This window comes from Eubacterium sp. 14-2, from assembly GCF_000403845.2.
Lineage (GTDB): Bacteria > Bacillota > Clostridia > Lachnospirales > Lachnospiraceae > Petralouisia.
This window is the reverse complement of the sequence record NZ_KE159567.1, coordinates 1,297,693-1,318,892: the sequence shown is the minus strand read 5'-3', so window position 1 is coordinate 1,318,892 and position 21,200 is coordinate 1,297,693. Positions and strand designations below refer to the sequence as shown.

At 46.9% G+C, this 21,200-nt stretch carries 21 protein-coding genes; 4 read left to right on the top strand and 17 right to left on the bottom strand.

Annotated features, from left to right (window positions below; genetic code table 11):
* Positions 1-35 precede the first annotated feature (35 nt).
* The 10 genes from cmk to trpS all read right to left on the bottom strand — a co-directional run bounded on the left by cmk (position 36) and on the right by trpS (position 11,089).
* Positions 36-695: a (d)CMP kinase gene (gene cmk / locus C805_RS13250; RefSeq protein WP_016214376.1), complete on the bottom strand. Its 660-nt coding sequence runs from the start codon at positions 693-695 to the stop codon at positions 36-38.
* Between the two features lie 16 nt (positions 696-711).
* Positions 712-1,944 (bottom strand): BaiN/RdsA family NAD(P)/FAD-dependent oxidoreductase, encoded by a 1,233-nt coding sequence (locus C805_RS13245; RefSeq protein WP_016214375.1) that lies wholly within the window; start codon positions 1,942-1,944, stop codon positions 712-714.
* A 36-nt stretch (positions 1,945-1,980) separates the two neighbouring features.
* Entirely contained in the window at positions 1,981-2,895 is a 915-nt protein-coding gene (locus tag C805_RS13240) for a MurR/RpiR family transcriptional regulator (protein ID WP_016214374.1), read from the bottom strand.
* Between the two features lie 221 nt (positions 2,896-3,116).
* Positions 3,117-4,532: an oxaloacetate decarboxylase subunit alpha gene (locus C805_RS13235; protein WP_016214373.1), complete on the bottom strand. Its 1,416-nt coding sequence runs from the start codon at positions 4,530-4,532 to the stop codon at positions 3,117-3,119.
* Between the two features lie 165 nt (positions 4,533-4,697).
* Positions 4,698-5,846: a sodium ion-translocating decarboxylase subunit beta gene (locus C805_RS13230; protein WP_016214372.1), complete on the bottom strand. Its 1,149-nt coding sequence runs from the start codon at positions 5,844-5,846 to the stop codon at positions 4,698-4,700.
* Positions 5,847-5,862: 16 nt separating this feature from the next.
* Positions 5,863-6,243, bottom strand: a complete 381-nt coding sequence (locus C805_RS13225) for a biotin/lipoyl-containing protein (protein WP_016214371.1) — start codon at positions 6,241-6,243, stop codon at positions 5,863-5,865.
* 24 nt (positions 6,244-6,267) lie between these two features.
* On the bottom strand, positions 6,268-6,984 hold the full coding sequence (locus tag C805_RS13220; RefSeq protein ID WP_016214370.1) for an OadG family protein: 717 nt from the start codon (positions 6,982-6,984) through the stop codon (positions 6,268-6,270).
* Between the two features lie 13 nt (positions 6,985-6,997).
* Positions 6,998-8,431, bottom strand: a complete 1,434-nt coding sequence (locus tag C805_RS13215) for an acyl-CoA carboxylase subunit beta (protein WP_016214369.1) — start codon at positions 8,429-8,431, stop codon at positions 6,998-7,000.
* A gap of 147 nt (positions 8,432-8,578) precedes the next feature.
* Positions 8,579-9,883: a D-alanyl-D-alanine carboxypeptidase family protein gene (locus C805_RS13210; RefSeq protein WP_016214367.1), complete on the bottom strand. Its 1,305-nt coding sequence runs from the start codon at positions 9,881-9,883 to the stop codon at positions 8,579-8,581.
* A 123-nt stretch (positions 9,884-10,006) separates the two neighbouring features.
* Positions 10,007-11,089: a tryptophan--tRNA ligase gene (gene trpS, locus C805_RS13205; RefSeq protein WP_016214366.1), complete on the bottom strand. Its 1,083-nt coding sequence runs from the start codon at positions 11,087-11,089 to the stop codon at positions 10,007-10,009.
* A gap of 167 nt (positions 11,090-11,256) precedes the next feature.
* Here trpS and C805_RS13200 point away from each other — a divergent pair, with 167 nt between their 5' ends.
* From C805_RS13200 to C805_RS13190, 3 genes are all read left to right on the top strand, one after another.
* Positions 11,257-11,919, top strand: a complete 663-nt coding sequence (locus C805_RS13200; protein WP_016214365.1) for a hypothetical protein — start codon at positions 11,257-11,259, stop codon at positions 11,917-11,919.
* A gap of 98 nt (positions 11,920-12,017) precedes the next feature.
* Positions 12,018-12,605, top strand: a complete 588-nt coding sequence (locus C805_RS13195) for a hypothetical protein (RefSeq protein WP_016214364.1) — start codon at positions 12,018-12,020, stop codon at positions 12,603-12,605.
* 1 nt (position 12,606) lies between these two features.
* A complete protein-coding gene (locus C805_RS13190) occupies positions 12,607-13,050 on the top strand; it encodes a hypothetical protein (protein ID WP_016214363.1) in 444 nt (147 codons plus the stop codon).
* Between the two features lie 133 nt (positions 13,051-13,183).
* Here the strand turns inward: C805_RS13190 and dnaJ are convergent, their stop codons facing one another.
* The 4 genes from dnaJ to hrcA are packed head-to-tail and all read right to left on the bottom strand — an operon-like array spanning position 13,184 to position 18,046.
* Entirely contained in the window at positions 13,184-14,365 is a 1,182-nt protein-coding gene (gene dnaJ, locus C805_RS13185) for a molecular chaperone DnaJ (RefSeq protein WP_016214362.1), read from the bottom strand.
* Positions 14,366-14,367: 2 nt separating this feature from the next.
* On the bottom strand, positions 14,368-16,233 hold the full coding sequence (dnaK, locus tag C805_RS13180; RefSeq protein WP_016214361.1) for a molecular chaperone DnaK: 1,866 nt from the start codon (positions 16,231-16,233) through the stop codon (positions 14,368-14,370).
* A gap of 45 nt (positions 16,234-16,278) precedes the next feature.
* The gene (gene grpE, locus C805_RS13175; RefSeq protein ID WP_016214360.1) at positions 16,279-16,956 is read right to left on the bottom strand and encodes a nucleotide exchange factor GrpE; all 678 of its coding nucleotides are present in this window, start codon (positions 16,954-16,956) and stop codon (positions 16,279-16,281) included.
* A gap of 49 nt (positions 16,957-17,005) precedes the next feature.
* On the bottom strand, positions 17,006-18,046 hold the full coding sequence (gene hrcA / locus C805_RS13170; RefSeq protein ID WP_016214359.1) for a heat-inducible transcriptional repressor HrcA: 1,041 nt from the start codon (positions 18,044-18,046) through the stop codon (positions 17,006-17,008).
* Between the two features lie 322 nt (positions 18,047-18,368).
* On the opposite strand from hrcA, the gene C805_RS27510 reads away from it, so the two are divergent.
* On the top strand, positions 18,369-18,593 hold the full coding sequence (locus C805_RS27510; protein ID WP_016214358.1) for a hypothetical protein: 225 nt from the start codon (positions 18,369-18,371) through the stop codon (positions 18,591-18,593).
* Here C805_RS27510 and C805_RS13160 read toward each other — a convergent pair.
* From C805_RS13160 to C805_RS13150, 3 genes are all read right to left on the bottom strand, one after another.
* Positions 18,574-20,214 (bottom strand): recombinase family protein, encoded by a 1,641-nt coding sequence (locus C805_RS13160; protein WP_016214357.1) that lies wholly within the window; start codon positions 20,212-20,214, stop codon positions 18,574-18,576. The two genes, C805_RS27510 and C805_RS13160, sit on opposite strands and share 20 nt — an antisense overlap.
* 73 nt (positions 20,215-20,287) lie before the next feature.
* Positions 20,288-20,713 (bottom strand): type II toxin-antitoxin system VapC family toxin, encoded by a 426-nt coding sequence (locus C805_RS13155; protein WP_016214356.1) that lies wholly within the window; start codon positions 20,711-20,713, stop codon positions 20,288-20,290.
* Positions 20,697-20,963 (bottom strand): hypothetical protein, encoded by a 267-nt coding sequence (locus C805_RS13150; protein WP_016214355.1) that lies wholly within the window; start codon positions 20,961-20,963, stop codon positions 20,697-20,699. The genes C805_RS13155 and C805_RS13150 overlap by 17 nt, the downstream gene beginning before the upstream one ends.
* Positions 20,964-21,200 lie beyond the last annotated feature (237 nt).

The window sequence follows — 21,200 nt, the reverse complement described above, 5'->3', positions numbered from 1 at the left end:
CTTTCTCAAAAATCCTGCGTCCGCCACAGCTTATTTTACTTTCTGACAAGGGCTAAAATTTCTGCAACCACTTCTTCAATGGTCATATCCGAACTGTCAATCAGCACTGCGTCCTCCGCCTGTCTTAAGGGGGAAATTTCCCGGTTCATATCCTGCATGTCCCGCTGTCTGATATCCTGGCAGATTTTTTCCAGTTCACATTCCTGTCCTTTCTCCTGCAATTCCAGAAACCTTCGTTTTCCTCTGGTTTCCACACTGGCGGTCAGATAAACCTTCACCTGGGCTTCCGGAAGCACACAGGTACCGATATCCCGCCCGTCCATAATCAGATCCGTGGTGCGGGCCATTTCCCGCTGAAGCTGGGTGAGTTTTTCCCGTACCCTGCCATAAACACTGGTCCGGGACGCCATGATTCCCACTTCCTCCGTACGGATCAGCCCGTTTACATTTTCCCCGTTCAGAAATACCTGCTGCTCTCCTTCCCTGCTGGAAAGAGTCACCGTAATCCTGTCACAGGCTTCACTGATGGCCTTTTCATCTTCCGGTAAAATCCCTTCCCGAAGAAAAAACAGTGCCATTGCACGGTACATGGCTCCTGTGTCCACATAAATACAGGATAACGCTTCTGCCACCTTTCTGGCAATGGTACTTTTGCCCGCCCCGGCAGGCCCGTCAACTGCTATGTTAAATGCCATATTTTTCTCCATTCTCTTATCTCACACTGTCTCCTGCCAGATACCCGGTAGACCAGGCAATCTGCAGATTAAAGCCTCCGGTCAGGGCGTCCAGATCCAACACTTCCCCTGCAAAATACAGGCCCTGCACCAGCCTGGATTCCATGGTGGAAGGGTTGATTTCCTTTACGGAAACGCCGCCTCTGGTGATAATTGCTTCTTTAAAATCCCGTAACCCTGTCAGGGTCATGGGCAGTGACTTGATTAATGCTGCAAAATTCCGCCGCTCTTCCCTGGTGATTTCATTGATTTTTTTGTCCGGATGGATACCGCTTAAGGCTACCATCACCGGAAGCAGCTTTCCGGGAAACAGCTTCTGTATCCCGTTTTTAAACTGTCGGTTTCTGTTTTCTTCAAAATCCCGCAGAATACGTCTGTCGAGCTGTTCCGGCGTCAGTGCCGGCTTTAAATCAATCTCCATGGACAGAGGCAGCTGCTCCATACAGTCAGTAACCAGGCTGCTGGCGCTGAGTATAAGAGGCCCGCTGACTCCGTAATGGGTAAACAGCATTTCCCCGAATTCTTCGTAGAAAATCTTTTTTTCCTTTCGGATGCGCACGCGGACATTGCGCAAAGACAGGCCCTGCAGTTCTGTTACCCAGGATTCTCCGGCCTCAAAGGGCACCAGCGCCGGTCTCAGTTCTGTTACCTGATGGCCGCATGCTCTGGCAAACCGGTAACCGTCACCGGTGGAGCCTGTGGAGGGATAGGAGCAGCCTCCTGTGGCTGCAATCACTGCGTCGGCTTTCAGAATCTCTCCATCTGATAACCGGACGCCTGCTATCCTGTTTTCCGGTTCCACCAGCAGCTCCTGCACTCTGGTACAAAGACGCAGTTTCACACCCCTGTCTTCCATAACCTTCTGCAGGGTCCGTATCACATCCGAAGCGTGATCTGACGCCGGAAATACCCGTTCTCCCCGCTCTGTTTTGGTGGCAAGGCCATGGGATTCAAAAAAATCAATTACCTGGGCGTTGCTGAAGCTGTAAAATGCACTGTACAGAAATTTTCCGTTGTGCAGTACGGATTTGAATAAATCCTCCGTATCACAGGCGTTGGTCAGGTTGCAGCGGCCTTTTCCGGTAATATAGATTTTTTTTCCCAGTTTCTCATTTTGTTCCAGCAGCAGGACGTTGTGCCCGCAGGCAGCGGACTGAATGGCTGCCATCATCCCGGCTGCCCCGCCGCCGATTACAATTATTTTACTCATAACTTCTGTCTTTCCACATATAGTTCTGTTCCTGTCTCAGGCAGAACCTGCAGGACCTCCCTGTTTCATATCGGATATATAGTTAATCTCATCATTCCCGTTTACCTGATATTCTTCCCAGACCTGTTCCAGTAATTCCAGTCTCTGAATTACTTCTCCCTGCTTTTTCATACACACAGCCAGAAGAAGGGCATTAATCACGCTCATAGGCGCTGTCAGGGAATCCAGAACAGAAGACATATCGCTTTTTGCAATCAGATTACAGGAAGAATACAGGTTCATGGGCGAATGTACGCTGTCTGTCAGAGTGATGACCCTTGCGCTGCGGTTGTTGGCCAGCTCCATGGCTTTCAGCGTCCGTATGGAATATCTTGGAAAACTAATGCCGATCATCACATCTTCTCTTCCAATACGCACCATCTGTTCTAACAGTTCACTGGAACTGCTGGTGTGGAGCAGCCGTACATCGTCAAACATCATGTTCAGATAAAAAGCCAGAAATTCCGCCAGAGGCGCACAGTTCCGTATGCCCAGCACATAAATATGCCTGGCATTTAACAGAATATCCACCGCCAGGTCAAAGGCCTGCTCGTCAATGTGCTCCAGTGTATTCTTAATCCGTTCCATATCGGATTTCAGTACCGTTTCCAGAATTTCAGACTGACTGATACGCCCATATACGTCCTCCATCCGGTGAACCGCATGCAGCCTGTCCTGCACCAGTTCTCCCATGGCCCGCTGAAATTCCGGATATCCTCTGTAACCTAAATGAGAAGCAAAACGGACAACTGTAGATTCGCTGACTCCCACCATCTGCCCCAGCCTGGCTGCAGTCAGGAATGCCGCTTTGTCATAATTATCTGTAATGTAAGCAGCAAGAAGTTTCTGCCCTTTGCTCAAACTTCCATACCGTTCATTGATCCGGTTCAATAATGCGTTACCGCTGCTCATTTTGTTTTCCTCGATTTCTGTTTTTTAAAAATCCCTCCTGCGGCCTTTACACCACAGGAGGAATTTTTATTTCCTGTAAAACCATCCTGCACAACCGCCTGTCAGACAGGCCAGAGGGCCGTCCTTAACATGTGCAGTCTGCAAAGATGCATTTCATTTACTCTGACATCTGCTCGCCCGCAGAGAAGCCTGCAAAACAGGGTTCTCTCCAGTCTGTCTTTTTACACCGGGTAAGCGCCGTTTTTGGTGTCTGCTACAGCAGCGTCCACTCCGGTCTGCTGTGCTTCCCTGTATTTGAAAAATTCTGTGGCAACCTGCGGGAACAGTGCATAGGAAAGCACGTCCTCATCCTGCTGCTTCCACTGTTTCATTTCTTCTTCAATCTTGTGAAGTTCAGGCTCCAGCAGATCTGCATAGCGGCAGGTAATGGCATTTTTCTTGTCTTCGCCCAGTACCTTGTCGATAATTTCCGGATTGAAGGGTTTTACGGTCTGACCGTATTTTCCAAGCAATACGTCTTTTGTCTCTTTGGTAGCCACTTTGTAACGCTCGCCCATCAGTACGTTGAATACTGCCTGTGTTCCCACAATCTGAGAGGAAGGAGTAACCAGAGGCGGCTCGCCCAGGTCTTTCCGCACCCGCGGAATTTCTTCCAGCACTTCCATGTACTTGTCTTCTGCGTTCTGCTCTTTCAGCTGGGATACCATGTTGCTGAGCATACCGCCCGGTACCTGATACAGCAGTGTCTGGATGTCCACGCCCAGTACCTTTGGATTCATAAGACCGCTCTTTAACGCTTCTTCTCTCATGGGACGGAAATAGTCTGCAATTTCCTTCAGCAGCATCTGGTCAAAGGCCGGATCCATTTCGGTTCCCTTAAATGCCTCTGCCATAACTTCCGTAGCCGGCTGGCTGGTACCCAGAGCAAAGGGAGACATTGCAGTATCAATAATATCGCAGCCTGCCTCTACTGCTTTCATATAGGTCATGGAAGCTACACCGGAGGTATAGTGGGTGTGAAGCTCAATTGGAAGGCTGGTAGCTGATTTCAGGGATTTCACCAGTTCTTCTGCCTTATAAGGGGTCAGAAGTCCGGCCATATCCTTGATACAGATGGAATTTGCTCCCATTTCCTCAATCTTTCTGGCCATATCGGTCCAGTATTCCAGTGTATAGGCATCTCCCAGCGTATAGGAAAGGGCAACCTGTGCGTGGCCTTTCTCTTTGTTGGTGGCCGTTACTGCTGTCTGCAGGTTTCTCAGGTCGTTCAGACAGTCAAAAATACGGATAATATCAATTCCGTTTGCAATGGATTTCTGTACGAAATACTCTACCACATCGTCGGCATAGGGACGATAACCCAGAATATTCTGTCCGCGGAACAGCATCTGCAGTTTGGTTTTCTTAAATCCTGCTTTTAATTTCCGCAGACGCTCCCATGGATCTTCCTTCAGGAAACGCAGGGACGCATCGAAGGTAGCTCCGCCCCAGCACTCTACTGCGTGATAGCCTACCTGGTCCATTTTGTCAATAATCGGCAGCATCTGTTCTGTTGTCATACGGGTGGCAATCAGAGACTGATGTGCATCACGTAATACGGTTTCTGTAATCTTAACCGGTTTTTTATTTTCAGCCATGACTTATTCCTCTCATTCTGCCGCCTGGCGGCTTCTAAACTTTATGACGGACTGTTCGAAACACAGCCGCATAAACTCCATATGCGGTACGCCTCACAGGATATTCTGTACATCACTGCTGGCCCGGCCTGTATTTCGGACAGCCACGGTTATTAAAGGTTATTCCTAAATTCCAAAAATTGCCATAAATACGCCGGCTGCCACTGCAGTACCGATAACTCCGGCAACATTCGGTCCCATTGCATGCATCAGCAGGAAGTTGGTGGGATCTTCTTCCGCACCTACCTTCTGGGATACACGGGCTGCCATGGGCACTGCGGATACACCGGCGGAACCAATCAGAGGATTAATCTTTCCTCCGGTAACTTTACACAGTATTTTGCCAAACAGCACTCCTGCTGCAGTACCGAACATAAAGGCAATCAGTCCCAGAGCCACAATCTTTAAAGTTGTGATATTCAGGAATGCTTCCGCACTGGCGGTTGCCCCTACAGAAGTTCCCAGCAGAATAACCACGATATACATCATTGCATTGGATGCAGTCTCAGATAACTGGCGTACCACACCGGATTCACGGAACAGGTTTCCTAACATCAGCATACCAACCAGGGGTGCTGTGGTAGGAAGGATAATACATACCACTGCTGTAACCACGATTGGAAACAGAATTTTCTCCAGTTTGGAAACAGGGCGCAGATTCTGCATCTTGATGGCGCGCTCCTGCTTTGTGGTAAACAGTTTCATAATAGGCGGCTGAATAATGGGCACTAACGCCATATAGGAATAAGCCGCCACGGCAATGGGTCCCATCAGTCCTGTCTGCCCCAGTTTTCCCGCAAGGAAAATGGAGGTAGGACCGTCCGCACCGCCGATGATGGATACGGCTGCCGCTGCCTTGTCGTTAAATCCTAACAGAATTGCCATGAAGTACGCACCGAAAATACCGAACTGTGCGGCTGCGCCCAGCAGAAAACTGATGGGATTGGCAATCAGAGGACCAAAGTCTGTCATTGCTCCCACGCCCATAAAAATCAGGGAAGGAAGAATCGACCATTCATCCAGTGAATAGAAATAATAAAGTAAACCACCTACGCCATTGCTGGTTTCTTCCGGTGAAGCAATAATATCCGGATAAATATTTACCAGCAACATACCAAACGCAATCGGAACCAGCAGCAAAGGCTCAAATCCTTTCTTAATTGCAAAGAAAAGAAACACAAACGCTACCAGAATCATGACATAGTTTCCCCAGGTCAGGTTGAAGAATGCTGTCTGGTGCAGGAGGTTGGATAAAGTTTCTCCTACGTAACTCATATTTTACCTCCAATAATTAATTGTTTAAAGTTGCCAGCAATGCACCTGCTTCTACCGCCTGTCCAACGGTTACGTCAATGCTTGCCACAGTTCCGTCTTCCGGTGCAACGACAGGTGTTTCCATTTTCATAACTTCCAGTACCAGAATGGTATCGCCGCGTTTTACAGCAGCTCCTGGTTTGCTGTCGATACTGAATACTTTACCTGCTGCTCCTGCTTCAATCTTCACATTTCCTGCTCCGCCTGCTGCCGGCGCGGGAGCTGCTGCCGGTGCTGCCGGCGCTGCTGCGGGAGCCGCTGCTCTTCTCGGTGCTGCCGGTGCTGCCGCACCTGCGCCGTTTTCTTCTACAGTAACATCATAAACGTTTCCATTAACAGTAATTGTATAACTTTTCATTTTCGTTTCCTCCTGAATTTACAATTAAAATCTTCTTTTGATGGAACGTACTACAAAATCGTCTGTAGAAGTTCCGGTAGATGCTGCAATCGCCGCTGCGATTACTGCTGCCAGTTCCAAATCATCCTGTGCGTCCAGCACTTCTTCCACAGAGGGAGGAACCGGAGCCACAGGTTCTTTTGCCGCAGGTACTGCCTTACTTTCTTTTCCTTTCTCAAAATAAGAGAGGAATTTAAAGCAGCTGATAATCAGAGAAATCAGAATCAGTACCGCAAATACCACGCCCATTCCCATCAGGGTATTTAAAGCCGCATTGGTCATTTTTTCACCAAGGGTCTGTACCTGGTCTACGGTAATATCTTCCAGTTCCATGTTATGGGCCTTGTAAACATAAGTCAGAATAACCGGACGGTTTTCATAAATAATTTCCTGTTCACAGGTCAGGGTTTTACCGGACTTTGTAATCGTAAATTCGCCCAGTTCTACATATGCTCCCACGCCTTCCTGCGCTTCCTCCCATCGGTTAATCAGGTTCACCATTTTCTCATCATTGGATGCGAGACAGGCCGCTTTCTCGGACTCTGACATGGACTGCAGAATTTCCACGGTGTTCTCACATGAACCTTTCAACTGATCATAGGTGAAACCATTGTAATCAACCTTTGTCGGGTCTTCTCCACATGCTGTCAGGCCGAGCATGATCAGGCACATACTCAGAATCAGCAATATTTTCTTTTTCATAAACTTCACCTTTCTACTTTGCTACATGTTTTCTAACCGGTTCACCTGTTCCTTTTGTATAAAGCATTTCGAATGCCGCCACCGCATATTTTCTGGTGTCATCCGGTGCAATAATCAGGTCAACCTGTCCCCGGCCTGCCGCTGTCTCCACGGAAGACTGGAGTTTCTCATAGGCTTTCGCTTTCTCTGCGATTACATCTGCAGCTGCCCCGTCATACATGATCTTTGCAGCCTGTCCTGCGTCCATCATGCCGACTTTGCTTCCTTCCCATGCGTACACAAGGTCTGCGCCGATGGATTTGCTGTTCATCATCACATAAGCGCTGCCGTAAGCAGTTCCCACAATAATATTTACCTTCGGTACTGTTGCGCCTGCAAATGCTGCCGTCATCCTTGCCATTGCTTTGGCCAGATTCCGCTCGGAACATTCTGTTGCCGCAAATCCTTCCACATTGGTCAGGGAAAGCACCGGAATATCAAAAGCGTCGCAGAAGCTGATAAACTCTGCCGCCTTATTGCAGCCTCTTGCTGTCAGCACTTTGTCAAAACTTTCTGTTTTCTCACCATTTTCATCATAAACTGCAGAGGCATTGGCTACTGCACCGATGGATCTGCCGTTTAACCGGATAAAACCGGTCACCATGTTCCGTGCATAATTCTTTCTGGTTTCCACAAACAGATTGTCGTCTGCAATGTGGGTCAGCGCCAGTCTGGTGTCTTCCTGGCAGCCGGAAAGATTTGCACATACCCGGTTCAGGTCATCTCCGCATTCCTCTTCCCTTCCGCCTTCTGCGTTGCTGCCGGGCAGAATGCATACCAGTTCACGGATTGCTGCCAGAATCTCTTCTGTTGTTCCAACACCGTCAATGCATCCGTTGTTGCTCTCCTGATATGCAGCGTCTGCCGTATCGCATTTTGAAACATGGTTTCCTTTGATTGCATTGGGAGAATTCACAAACATTCTTCCCTTTTCCTTTTCCACAAAAGCAAAATCACTCAGTGCGGGTACAACGGAAAGTCCGCCGCCGCAGTTTCCGAATACTGCACAAATCTGAGGTACTACTCCGCTTGCAGCTGCCTGTGCAGCATAAATTTCTCCAAATCCGTTCAGTGCATCCACGGATTCCTGCAGACGCATTCCACCGCAGTCAATCAGGCCGATCACAGGCGCCCCCATTTTTACTGCCATTTTGTAAATTGCAGTAATTTTTCTGCTGTGCATTTCTCCGATGGTTCCGTTCAGCACGGAAGCATCCTGACTGTACACATACACCAGATTGCCGTCAATCAGGCCGTATCCGGTGATGACTCCATCGGATGGAGTATCAGACTGACTTAAGTCAAAATCTGTGTTTCTTGCAGTTACCAGAGCTCCGATTTCCATAAAACTTTGCTCGTCAAGAAGACCGGAAATTCTCTGTCTTGCTGAGTTGGTAGAATTACTCATTACTTAAACCTCCATAATGTATTTTAATAATTTTACAAAATTTTCTTCCGATTGTAATTGTATCTCTTTTGACGAAAATTTTCAATAGATATTTCAGGAAATTTGTTAAATACTTCACTAATCTGGAAATTCCGGTCATGATTTTTGTCATCCTGCCTGCTCTGTCTCAAAATATAATTCTTTTTCCATAAAAAACAATTTCAGAAGATACTCCTTATACCAGGAAGGCTGCAGCTTTTCGGCGGCTTTTGCAGCATAAACGGGGACTTCCCCAATCTGACGCTCTCCCAGGTAATATGTAACCTTTCCAAGCTGCTGGCCTTCTTTTACCGGGGCCTTAACCTGCTCCGGAATCTCATAGATAGTCCGCACCTCTTCATCCGTCCGTTTCAGTACCCGTATTTTTTCCTCTTTTACAAGCAGGGGAATGGAGACTTCCTGATAAAGCCTTCCGTTTTCCGGCACCGCCTCCTCCACTGTTACATTCGGAAATTCCCTGTCGTACTCATAAACATCCTCACAGTGGTAATTTTCCAGTCCGTAATTCATCAGCGCTCCTGTATCGGCCCATTTCCAGGTTTTGTTGTTGGGCCATCCGCAGGCCAGAAGAGCCACGATAAAAGTTCTATCTTCTCTCTGCAGCGCTCCCACATAGCAGTAGCCCGCATTTCCGGTAAATCCCGTTTTGCCGGACAGGGCTCCCTCCATCATCTGCAGAAATGCATTGTGGTTATTGCAGTTATAATGCTTTGTTCCCGCCAGATTTGTAAACTGATACGAAGGCGTACGGGTAATTTCCAGAAATTCTTTGTTCCGGATACAGTAACTCATAATTGTGGCCAGATCTTCCGCTGTAGTTCCGTGAACTCCCGTTCCATCGCTGGCGTCCAGACCGTTGGGCGTAATAAAATAAGTATCTTTACAGCCCAGTTCACTGGCTTTCTGATTCATTTTCGCGGCAAATCCTTCCACAGAGCCCCCGATATGCTCCGCAATGGCCACTGCTGAATCGTTGTGGGATTCCAGCATCAGGGAATAGAGCAGGTCTTTCAGTCGGAAACTGTCGTCTTTACTCATACCAAGACGCACCTGCGGCATGGAGGCCGCATAGCTGCTGACCTTCACCTCACTCTCCGGATTTCCTTCCTCCAGCGCCAGAATACAGGTCATAATTTTAGTGGTGCTGGCATTCGGCATATGCTCGTATCCATTTTTCTCATAGAGTACCCGGCCGCTTTCTGCGTCCATCAGCACCGCTGATTTTGCATAGAGACTGAATTCCGGCTGACCGGAAACAGCTGTGTCCTGCTGTGACTGTGTTTCCTGCTGCTGTTCTTCGGCAGATACAAGAGGGATTTCTCCTGTTTTTCCCCTTTCAATAATCTGTGTCAGGAAACAGAAACATAACAGTGTCCCGGCCATATATTTTTGTATCTTTTTCCTTTTTTTCATATCTGTTCATTCCTGTAGGTTGTATTTTCTTTTCATTATATGAAAAAACAGCCGGACATAGACTCTTTTATTTCAGAGTCCTGTTCGGCTGTTTTCACAGATCCTGTGTCTTTTCATCCTCTGTTATCTGAATTTCTCCGCCTGCTCCCGGATTAACTCCGGGTCTGCAAAATAATTGATTTTCATGGCAGAACGGACTTTATCCAGTGTTTCAGCTGCTGCTTTTTCTGCTTCTTCGCTTCCTTTTTTCAGTACCTCATAAATATACGGAATATCTTTCTGCAGTTCTTTTCTGCGGTTACGGACTGGCTCTAACACTTCCTGCAATACGTTATTCAGGAATTTCTTCACCTTCACATCCCCAAGGCCGCCCCGCTGATAATGGGCTTTCAGTTCCTCCAGATTTCCATAATCCGGCAGATACCGCTCAAAATGTTCGTTCTGGCAGAAAGCGTCCAGGTAAGTGAATATGGTATTTCCTTCCAGAGAGCCTGGGTCTTCCACCCGCAGATGGTTGGGGTCTGTGAACATGCTCATGACCTTTTTCCTGATTTCATCCGGCTCTTCCGACAGGTAGATACAGTTCCCCAGAGATTTGCTCATTTTGGCCTTTCCGTCCGTACCGGGAAGCCGCATACATGCCTGGTTTTCCGGCAGCAGTACCTTTGGCTCCACCAGAGTTTCTCCGTATACCGTGTTAAATTTGTGCACGATTTCCCTGGTCTGCTCAATCATGGGAAGCTGGTCTTCCCCCACGGGAACTGTGGTTGCCTGAAATGCGGTAATATCTGCTGCCTGGCTGATGGGATATGTGAAAAACCCAACGGGAATACTGGCTTCAAAATTACGCATCTGAATCTCGGCTTTTACCGTGGGATTCCGCTGTAATCTGGACACGGTAACCAGATTCATATAATAAAAGGACAATTCACACAACTGTGGAATCTGAGACTGGATAAACAGTGTGGATTTCTCCGGGTCCAGTCCGCAGGCCATATAATCCAGCGCCACTTCCACCACGTTCTGACGTACTTTTTCCGGGTGTTCCGCATTGTCCGTCAGTGCCTGGGCATCTGCAATCATAATAAACACCTTATCGTATTCCCCGGAATTCTGTAATTCCACTCTGCGCCGCAGAGAGCCCACGTAATGGCCTACATGGAGTTTTCCGGTGGGTCTGTCGCCTGTTAAAATAATTTTACTCATAATTTTCATTCCTCGCCTGTTTCTAATCAATATAAACCGTAATATCTGCTTTACTCCTTATTCTAATCATACTTTTGTTTTCTGTCAACAGACATTCCGCCCGGAACCGGATCCATGGTAGACTGAAACAGAACAATATGCTATCATAGTTGCGGAGGTGATTTTACATGCGCTATCATCATCTGCGCTTTGACATCTGGCTGTGCCTGCTCCTGGCTCTGTTTGTCAGTATTCTTCCCGCCAGTCTCACCGAACGTTTTCTCTCCCGTAATTATGAGAATTATGTGGAAGAACATACGGTGGCGGAAGGAGAAATCGGCGGTATGGCAGGAGCTGATGTTTTTCGTGCGCAGACCATTGAAGATCTGGAAACCCACGACACTTTTACGGTAGTTTCTCCAGGTATTGAATATCGCAACCGGGGCGCCGGATATTACGGAAATCAGTATCTGCATGCCCTGACTCTTCCTTCCGGAGAACGGGTGGCTGCGGCCATCAATATGGAGAATGTTCAGACAGAGGGAGAGTATTATTCCGGAGAAGCCACCCTTCCCGTAGGAAAAACAGTATGGGAAGATCTGACTTCCAATGAAAATTTTATCAGTCAGATTGAGTACAGTGAGCCCTTAAGCCGCAGAGATTTTTACATTGATATGATGGGCAGTGGCGGAAAAGTCAGCCGTGATGATTACACGGAACCTGCTGTAATGCTGGCACGGGTGCTGACTGTCATCATCTTTTTTCCTCTGTTTCATGCTCTGGGTTCCAGACTTGGAATATTTCCGGCATTTTTTACCAGACGAAAAAAGCAGACTTCTGAATGGGAGTAAAAATACACAGGCATTCTCTGTAACACTGTTACAGGCAATTTTCTGTGTGAGGAATCCTGCCGGAATGAAATATTGTCAAAAGAAAAGGAGACATAATTATGAACAATGAACCTGTAAAAAAAATTAACGTACCTTATCTTCTGTCTTACATATTTATACCTGCCCTGGTAACAGCCCTGTGTTTCTGGCTGGGCTATACTTTCTTCCATGACGGAGGTACAGGCGCGGTTATCCTGTTTATGGTTCCATCCGCCCTGTCCCTTCTGTGGTGGATTTTCGGCGGAAAACTGATTTTTAAAGGAAAACGAAAGAAACTGATGAAGGAACTTGAGCACAGCGGATTCCGGCCCAATCACACTTTTGACAGTGATATCTGCACAGTAATTGTGGATATTGAACACGGGAAGCTGGCCCTGATTTTTTTCTGGAACCCATTTCAGAATTATATTCTCCCTGCCAGCCGGATTACCAAAATCTGGACAGACGACGGAAAATCCGGCGCCGGCTTTATGACCGGCAGCAGCCGGGTCAGCTTCCTGTTTACGGTAGACAACATCCGAATCCGTGTCAATACCTTTACTTCCAACAAACGCTGGCGTATGGACAGTGAGTACATTCTTACCGGAATTTCAAAAGCCGATATGATGGCAAACGTACTGACAGAAGCAAAAGAGAGGTCTGCGTAATATGGGAATTTTTCGGAAAATGCGCTCCATTTTTCATGATGACTGGTGTAATCTCTGTCAGAGTGAAATGGACGTTCTGCACAAACAGCTTTATGCCCTGCCGGATATGACGGTGGACCACTATACGTCCCATGAAAATCCTGATTACTACCGGAATCACCTGATTCCGGTGGAAAAAAAGGCTCAGATACCCGCCGGCGTTTATGCCTGCGGCCTTCATGTCTACCGGTGTCCCGGCTGTGGACACCGCCGGACGAAACTTACTACTTTCCTGCCGGTACGGGATCAGGAAAAGACCGAAGAAATCCTGTTTTTTGACAATGGGGAACTGGACGAACTGATTTATCTTCAGAACAATGATTCCCCTGATTTTCAGGGGAAATCTTCGGAACGCCGACATGATTCTGCCGATTCCAGAATCTGTGGCCCATATCACTGTGATTAAAACGACGACTGCCATTTCACAGAGGCGGAAGTCTGTCCACCATGTAACATGATTCGCCCGGTGCGATAATTGATTTCCTGCAGGAAATACTGTGAAATATTACAGTATTTCCTGTGAAATCAAACATATGTGCTCACATATCTTCCAAGGATTCTTTTATTTTTCCCATAAATCCCTTCTTTTTACCATGCTTTTCTGCAGAAGCAGCTCCATCCTGCTTTTTCAGGGACTGGCCGCTGACTTCGTCAAATCTGCGCAATGCCTCTTTTGCTTCATCGTTTAAGCCTGTAGGTACCTGAACTACCAGAGTTACATAGTGGTCTCCCCGGACGGAAGAATTACGCAGGGATGGAATCCCCTTTCCTTTCAGGCGGATTCTGGTATCTGTCTGGGTTCCCGGCTTCACATCATAGAGAATATCTCCGTCAATGGTGCTGACACGCACTTCGCCGCCCAATGCTGCCTGTGCAAAAGAAACAGGCGCTGTAGAATATATGTTCATATCCTGGCGCTGGAAAATAGGATGGCGGCTTACATTTACTTCTACCAGCAAATCGCCTCTGGGCCCTCCGTTAGTGCCCGGTTCTCCTTTTTCCCGAATACGGACACTCTGGCCATTGTCAATTCCTGCCGGAATGGAAACTTTGATTTTCCGGCGTTTTGCAATATATCCGGTCCCCCGGCAGTCCGGACATTTTTCTTTGATGATTTTTCCGGTTCCGTGACAGTCCGGACAGGTCTGCACATTCTGAACCATGCCAAGAAAAGACTGCTGGGTATAGACTACTTTTCCTTTGCCACCGCACTTGCTGCAGGTCTCCGGCTGGGTACCCGGCTTCGCCCCTGTGGTATGGCAGGTGGTACATTCGTCTTTTAATGTAATTTCAATTTCTTTTTCACATCCAAAAGCTGCCTCTTCAAAGGTAATCCGAACAGCCGCCCTTAAATTTGTGCCTTTCATGGGGCCGTTGCTGGCGGAACGGCGTCTGGAACTTCCGCCGAATAAATCACCGAAAATATCGCCGAAAATGTCGCCCATATCCATACCGGAGAAATCAAAGCCGCCTCCGCCGCCCATGCCGCCGTCAAAGGCTGCGTGTCCGAACTGGTCATACTGACGTTTTTTGTCCGGGTCGCTTAAGACTGCATAGGCCTCGGAAGCCTCTTTAAATTTTTTCTCGGCCTCAGTATCACCCGGATTCATATCCGGGTGATACTTTTTGGCAAGCTGACGATATGCTTTCTTGATGGTGCCATCGTCCGCATTTTTATCTACTCCAAGGACTTCATAGTAATCTCTTTTCTGTTCTGCCATGATTATACTTCCTTATAATCTGCGTCTACCACATCGTCGTCTGCACTGCTGTAAGATGCATTTCCCATATCCGGAGCCGGACCTGCTGCTCCCTGGGCTGCCTGTGCATTCTCATACATCTTTGCAAATACTTTCTGTGCACTTTCCATAAGTTTTTCTTTGGCTGCTTTCATCTCGCCAACCTGATCGTCTGTCATATCCTCTGCATTGGGATGTGCTTCCACCATTGCTTTCAGCGCATTCAGATCTGCTTCCACTGCCGCTTTATCGGCTCCGTCAATGTTGTCTCCAACCTCTTTCAATGCATTTTCCGTCTGGAATACGAAGGAATCCGCATCATTTCTGGTGTCAATGGCTTCTTTGCGCTTCTTATCCTGAGCTTCAAATTCTGCTGCTTCTTTCACTGCTTTTTCAATATCCGCATCTGACATGTTAGAACCTGCAGTAATGGTAATATGCTGTTCTTTTCCGGTTCCCAGATCTTTTGCAGAAACGTTTACGATACCATTGGCGTCAATGTCAAAGGTAACTTCAATCTGAGGAACACCGCGTCTTGCCGGCGGAATTCCATCCAGACGGAACTGGCCCAGAGATTTGTTATCTCTTACAAACTGGCGTTCTCCCTGTACCACGTTGATATCAACTGCAGTCTGGTTATCTGCCGCAGTGGAGAAAATCTGGCTCTTTTTGGTAGGAATTGTCGTATTGCGCTCAATCAGTCTGGTAGCAACGCCGCCCATGGTCTCAATAGACAGGGAAAGGGGAGTTACGTCCAGAAGAAGGATTTCGCCTGCGCCTGCATCTCCTGCCAGTTTACCTCCCTGAATGGATGCTCCCAGAGCAACACACTCGTCGGGATTCAGAGATTTTCCGGGCTCCTTGCCTGTCAGCTGTTTTACTTTGTCCTGTACTGCCGGGATTCGTGTGGAACCGCCTACCAGCAATACCTGGCCCAGTTCAGAGGCTGTAAGTCCCGCATCCTTCAATGCATTCTGTACCGGAACTGCAGTCCGCTCTACCAGGTCATGGGTCAGTTCATCGAATTTTGCTCTGGTCAGATTCATGTCAAAATGTTTCGGGCCTTCTGCAGTCGCGGTAATGAAAGGCAGATTGATGTTGGTGGTAGTTGCGGAAGAAAGTTCTTTCTTTGCCTTTTCTGCCGCTTCTTTCAGTCTCTGCAGTGCCATTTTATCGCCGGAAAGGTCAATGCCTTCTGTTTTCTTAAATTCTGCCAGCATATAATCTGTAATTTTCTGATCGAAATCGTCGCCGCCCAGACGGTTATCGCCGGAAGTTGACAGCACTTCAATCACGCCTTCTCCAATTTCAATAATGGAAACGTCAAAAGTACCGCCGCCCAAATCGTAAACCATGATTTTCTGTTCTTTTTCGTTGTCAAGACCATAGGCAAGAGCTGCTGCAGTAGGCTCATTGATAATACGTTTTACGTCCATACCTGCAATTTTTCCTGCATCTTTGGTTGCCTGACGCTGTGCATCATTGAAATATGCCGGAACGGTAATAACCGCGTCGGTTACTTTTTCACCCAGGTAGTTTTCTGCGTCTGCCTTTAATTTCTGAAGAATCATGGCAGAAATTTCCTGAGGTGAAAAATTCTTGTCGTCAATGGCACGTTTGTGGTCAGTACCCATTTCTCTCTTAATGGAAGAAATTGTTTTCTCCGCGTTGGTAACTGCCTGACGTTTTGCCGGCTCTCCAACCAGTCTTTCTCCTGTCTTGGTAAACGCCACAACGGACGGTGTTGTCCTTGCTCCCTCTGTATTGGCGATAACCACAGGTTTACCACCTTCCATAACTGCCACACAGCTGTTTGTTGTTCCCAGATCGATACCAATAATTTTGCTCATAACAGAGACCTCCTCATAAAATATGATTATCTGAATTACATTATTTTACTGCACCACAGCTACCATGCTGTGTCTTACCACGCTTTCCCGGTACATATACCCTTTCTGCAGCTCCTGGGCCACAAACCCGGACTCGTATTCCTCGCTTTCCACCTGCATTACCGCATTGTGAAATTCCGGGTTGAACTCTGCCCCCACCGCTTCTATGGGTTTTACTTCCAGGCTTTCCAGTTCTGTCATTAACTGCTTATATATTTTATCCATTCCCTGTACAAAGGGGTCATCCTTTGATTCTTCGGGAACAGCGGATAATCCTCGTTCAAAATTGTCCACCACCGGAAGGATTTTCTCAATGACACTTTTCGCCCCTACTTCAAACATCTGGGTCTTTTCCTTCTCGGTCCGTTTACGGAAATTGTCAAATTCTGCCATCTGCCGCTGCACCCGGTCAGTGAGCTCGGCAATTTTTTCTTCCTGTTTATTCTTCTTTTCCTTTTTTCTGAAAAAACCTTTTTTTTCTTCTTCCTGTTCTTCTTCGGAAAGAGATTCTTCTTCGGATTCTTCCTGAGAAACTGTCTCAGCTGTTTCTTCTGTCTCTTCCTCTTCTGATAAAATGTCTTCTTCACATTCCTCCGGATTTTCAGGAGCGGTTTTCGCCTCTTCCGGTTCCATATGTTCTGTTTCCTGGCTTTCCATTGCTTCCATTTCTTTCTGTTCTGCCATATCTGTTCACCTTTCTGTTTTTCAGCATTTTCCAATATGGTATGTGTATCTATGTCTTCCTGGATTTTCGGAATACGGTATCAAGCTGATTTTTTAATGTTTTCAGATTATCCATAACATTTTCATAATCCATACGCTTGGGACCGATAATCCCAATGGTACCTGTCATCCCTTCTCCTAACTGATACGTTGCAGTTACCACGCTGCAGTCTTTCATGTTCTGGATGGGAGATTCTGCACCAATATACACCTGAATCCCCGTTTCTTCCTGAGAGGACAGGCTCTCATTTACCAGGCTGATCAACTGTTTCTTCTCTTCAAAGGCATCCAGCAGTTCTCTGGCTTTCCCGGAATCACTCAGTTCGGGATATTTTAAAATATTAGTAGTCCCGCTGGTATAAACCTCCAGCTCCTCATCTTCCTGAATAGCTCCCGCCAGTGCGTCTAACACGTCGCTGACAATATTGCTGTGAATGCCTGCCTGCTCTTTGAGCTTTGCAATGGTTCCCAGGTTGATTTCTTCCGCTGAAAGTCCGTTTAAACTGGTATTCAGCAGAATGTTCAGCTTCAGTAATGTTTCATTATCTAAGGCTTCCCCTGTGGAAATCATCTTATTCTTCACCAGATTGCCTTCCATCACAATCACCGCCAGAAGCTGCTCTTCGTCTACCTGAGACAGCTGCAGGAATTTTACTTTATTCTTATGATAGGAAGGAGAAGTAATCATGGCAGTGTAATTGGTATTTGCTGCAAGCATTTTCGCCATCTGCTGCAATACCTGTTCCATACGCTCCGTATGCTCAATCATGAACTCCTTCATCTCAGTGACTTCCTGATCTTTTTCCTTCATCAGATTGTCTACATAAAACCGGTAGCCCTGGTCAGAAGGAATCCTGCCTGCGGAAGTATGGGGCTGTAAAATATATCCCAGCTCTTCCAGATCCGACATCTCATTGCGGATGGTGGCGGAACTCAGATTCAAATCCGAATATTTTGAAATGGTTCTGGAACCTACGGGTTCCCCGGTATCCAGATAATTCCGGATGATTGCATTTAAAATTTTTCTTTTTCTTTCATCCAGTTCCTGCATTCCTGGCCTCCTGCGCCCCTGTTCTTCTTATGCCGGGCAGTTTCTTTTTCATTTTGTTAGCACTCAGCTTATTGGAGTGCTAACATCCATGTACTTAAAATAGCACTAACGTTTTTTATTGTCAATAGTATTTCTTCGATTTTATAATTTCTTTATAATTATTGCCGCAGTTTTCTGTGGAATACAGATGTCAGAAAAGCACACATCACTTTTTGGCAACTGTCGAAAATCTGTCACTTTCCAAACCGGAACTGATACGCCAAAAGCACCCTTTTCACATCCAAATCATACAATATCAATAAGTAACAATAAGGAGAACTTTATGGAAAAATTAATGGAAATCAGCCATGTGGGTTATTCCTATCATACCATGCAGGGGGAAACGCCTGCTTTATCCAATATAAATTTTACGGTTCATAAAGGGGATTTCCTGGCGGTTGTGGGGCCCAGCGGGTGCGGCAATGGGATGGTTCTGCAGGGGAAACAAATTACGCGGCAGCCACTGATATCTGCTGATTCCTGCTTCATCAATGGCTGCCATAGATAAAAATATGGGCTTCTTCTCCGTCCCAGACAACTTTATCCAGAATCATCCGCAGATATTCCCGCTTTTCCGGTACGGTTAAGGTGTCAAAAAGTCTGCGGAAGCCGGAAAGCTGTTCTAAGAGAACCTCCATCTGCTGTCTGTCCCCCTGAATATTTTTCCCCTCTTCCCCTGATTCTGCGCGTTCTCTTTCCAAGGATGTACATTCTTCATTCAGCTTTCGGATTTCCTTTTCTATCTGCTGAATAAAATTTTCCTCACCGCCGGATTTTGCCAGGACAGAAATAAGGTTCTGTATTTCTTTTTTCCGTTTCTGTATTTCCTGCTCCAGCAGGTCTGCCCCAGTGACTGTCTCTTCTTTTGTGTCATCCATTCTTTCCATAGCTTCCTTAAGCATACGATGGATGTCGGAATTTTCCTCTGTATACCGCAGCACTTCCCTGCACACCAGTTCATCCAGTGTATTTCCCTGCACATTTGGTACGGAGCATTTCTCCCCGTGGGTCATGTCTTTATACGGGCAGAGATAGGAAAATTTCCGTTCCCCCGCTTCTGTTACCTGTTTGGCTGAATAATATTTCGGGCGCATCAGGTGTCCGCAGGAACAATGCAAAATTCCTGAAAGCAAAGCTACGGGATTCTGAGGCTTGTGCCATCCTTCTCCCCTGGAACTGTTTTTTGCCAGAAGATTCTGGATTTTGGAAAAGTCCTGCCCGGATATAATTCCTGGATGCCTTCCTTTCGCTACAATCCATTTTTCCGGTGAATTATTTTTATTCTTATACTGGGTGGAAGAAGTTTTCGCATAGGCAATCAGTCCGTATGTTCCATCTGCCTCTTCCTGTCCCATACATACCTGGCAGCCCAGATTCCAGAAATAATCATAAGCTTCCCTGTCTGCTGTACAGTATACGGGATTTGTCAGAATGTCCCGGATAGCAGTTGTGGTATATTCATTGCCCCGCTTTGTCTGTATGCCGCGGCTCAGAAAATATTTGACAATTCCCATTAAGGACTGATTTTTAAGATATTCCTGAAAAATAAACCGGACGGTCTGCATTTCCTGTTCATCTACCGTCAGACGGAAAGATTTTTTGTTTTTTCCGTTGACAGATACTTTTTCTTCCGCTTCTGCCGCAAACCCAAGGGGCGTATTTCCTCCCAGCCACCTGCCCTTTCTTGCAAGCATTACCATATTGTCCCGCACCCGCTCTGCAATCTGCTCCCGCTCCATCTGGGCGAGAACTCCTGCAAAATAAAGCATGGCTTTTCCAATGGGAGTGGAAGTGTCAAACCGTTCCTTAATACTGATAAAAGAAACATCCAGCTTGTTCAGGGTTTCCACCAGACTGGCCAGGTCTGCAATGTTTCGGCCCAGCCGATCCAATTTGTAGCACACCAGATAATTGCAGTTTCCTTTTTTGATTTCCTGCATCATTTTCTGAAATTGGGGACGGTTGGTATTTTTGCCGGAGTAGCCTTCATCTTCGTATGTTACGATTTCGGCTTCCCCGGCTCCTTCAATGTTATACTGTATGTAATCCCGGCACATGGCAAGCTGGTTTTCCACACTTTCTCCCCGGCCGGTCCATTTGGATTTCCTGCTGTAAATAAAAATGACCATTCTATCTCTCCATCCTTTAGGCCTGTTTCCCGTATTTACGCAGACAGGACATGGCCTGCTCCAGGCCGGGGTTTCACCGCTGTGTTTTTCCCGAAATCACAGCCAGGAATTCCTCAGGCGATATTGCCGGAACTTCTGACCCATTGAAATCTGCAGCGTTTCGCGTAATAATATATTCTGCGCCTATGCTTTTTGCGCACCTGTCCTGCAGACAATCCTCAAAATCTTTAAATTCTGTCATCCTGACTGCCTTTAACACTTCTTCATGATTCGCACCCGCCACTTTCAAAAAGCTACATAAATCCAAAAGCCACTTTCTTCGTTCCTCTTCCGGCGCTTTTCTCAGTATATACCACAAATTTGGAACTGAATGAAATGCAAGGTACCCCTCCACTTCCCCTTCCGAACATTTTGTAAGCACTTTTTCAGACGCTTCAAAAAATGGCTCCCTTGTGGTAAGAAAATCAATGATCACATTTGTGTCAATCAAAACTGCCATATCTTTCAGCCCTTGCCTCCTCCAATTCTTTTTCCGGGTCAAAATCATCTGGTAAATACCGCTTCACCTCCGGCCTTGCTGCATCCAGCCTTTGAAAAGCCTGTATTGCCGTACTCTCCTGTTCCGGACAGAGAGCCGCTGTGTCTGCTTCCTGTGGCATTAACCTTTGAATTACTTCTATCAGGAAACTTATATTATCATCTGACAACCCGCTGATTAACTGCACCGCTTTCTGTTGTAACTCTGACATGGATTCCACTCCTCTTTTTTTAATTTCTGCAATCTGCTGTGTATCTGCAGCACATTTCTTTTCATTTCCTGCTGTAAGTCAAATACCCTGCAGCAAGCTACGGGGCATGACCTGGCTTGTTCTTTCCGCCCCAGGGGGCAGGGTATCTGACCCTCGCGGCATCCGCCAAATATCCGCACAAGCGCGGCTGCCTGGCTCATTGCTCGCGGGAATAAAATGACCATTCTATCTTTCCAT

Excerpts from the sequence above, each read along its gene's own strand:
- C805_RS13190 (WP_016214363.1), top strand. The coding sequence starts at position 12,607 with ATGGGAATTTTTCGGAAAATGCGCTCCATTTTTCATGATGACTGGTGT.
- C805_RS27510 (WP_016214358.1), top strand. The coding sequence starts at position 18,369 with ATGGAAAAATTAATGGAAATCAGCCATGTGGGTTATTCCTATCATACC.
- C805_RS13220 (WP_016214370.1), bottom strand. The coding sequence starts at position 6,984 with ATGAAAAAGAAAATATTGCTGATTCTGAGTATGTGCCTGATCATGCTC.
- grpE (WP_016214360.1), bottom strand. The coding sequence starts at position 16,956 with ATGGCAGAACAGAAAGAAATGGAAGCAATGGAAAGCCAGGAAACAGAA.
- cmk (WP_016214376.1), bottom strand. The coding sequence starts at position 695 with ATGGCATTTAACATAGCAGTTGACGGGCCTGCCGGGGCGGGCAAAAGT.
- C805_RS13200 (WP_016214365.1), top strand. The coding sequence starts at position 11,257 with ATGCGCTATCATCATCTGCGCTTTGACATCTGGCTGTGCCTGCTCCTG.
- C805_RS13230 (WP_016214372.1), bottom strand. The coding sequence starts at position 5,846 with ATGAGTTACGTAGGAGAAACTTTATCCAACCTCCTGCACCAGACAGCA.
- C805_RS13215 (WP_016214369.1), bottom strand. The coding sequence starts at position 8,431 with ATGAGTAATTCTACCAACTCAGCAAGACAGAGAATTTCCGGTCTTCTT.
- C805_RS13160 (WP_016214357.1), bottom strand. The coding sequence starts at position 20,214 with ATGGTCATTTTTATTTACAGCAGGAAATCCAAATGGACCGGCCGGGGA.
- dnaK (WP_016214361.1), bottom strand. The coding sequence starts at position 16,233 with ATGAGCAAAATTATTGGTATCGATCTGGGAACAACAAACAGCTGTGTG.
- C805_RS13235 (WP_016214373.1), bottom strand. The coding sequence starts at position 4,532 with ATGGCTGAAAATAAAAAACCGGTTAAGATTACAGAAACCGTATTACGT.
- C805_RS13155 (WP_016214356.1), bottom strand. The coding sequence starts at position 20,713 with ATGGCAGTTTTGATTGACACAAATGTGATCATTGATTTTCTTACCACA.
- C805_RS13240 (WP_016214374.1), bottom strand. The coding sequence starts at position 2,895 with ATGAGCAGCGGTAACGCATTATTGAACCGGATCAATGAACGGTATGGA.
- C805_RS13195 (WP_016214364.1), top strand. The coding sequence starts at position 12,018 with ATGAACAATGAACCTGTAAAAAAAATTAACGTACCTTATCTTCTGTCT.
- C805_RS13225 (WP_016214371.1), bottom strand. The coding sequence starts at position 6,243 with ATGAAAAGTTATACAATTACTGTTAATGGAAACGTTTATGATGTTACT.
- trpS (WP_016214366.1), bottom strand. The coding sequence starts at position 11,089 with ATGAGTAAAATTATTTTAACAGGCGACAGACCCACCGGAAAACTCCAT.
- hrcA (WP_016214359.1), bottom strand. The coding sequence starts at position 18,046 with ATGCAGGAACTGGATGAAAGAAAAAGAAAAATTTTAAATGCAATCATC.
- C805_RS13245 (WP_016214375.1), bottom strand. The coding sequence starts at position 1,944 with ATGAGTAAAATAATTGTAATCGGCGGCGGGGCAGCCGGGATGATGGCA.
- C805_RS13210 (WP_016214367.1), bottom strand. The coding sequence starts at position 9,883 with ATGAAAAAAAGGAAAAAGATACAAAAATATATGGCCGGGACACTGTTA.
- dnaJ (WP_016214362.1), bottom strand. The coding sequence starts at position 14,365 with ATGGCAGAACAGAAAAGAGATTACTATGAAGTCCTTGGAGTAGATAAA.
- C805_RS13150 (WP_016214355.1), bottom strand. The coding sequence starts at position 20,963 with ATGTCAGAGTTACAACAGAAAGCGGTGCAGTTAATCAGCGGGTTGTCA.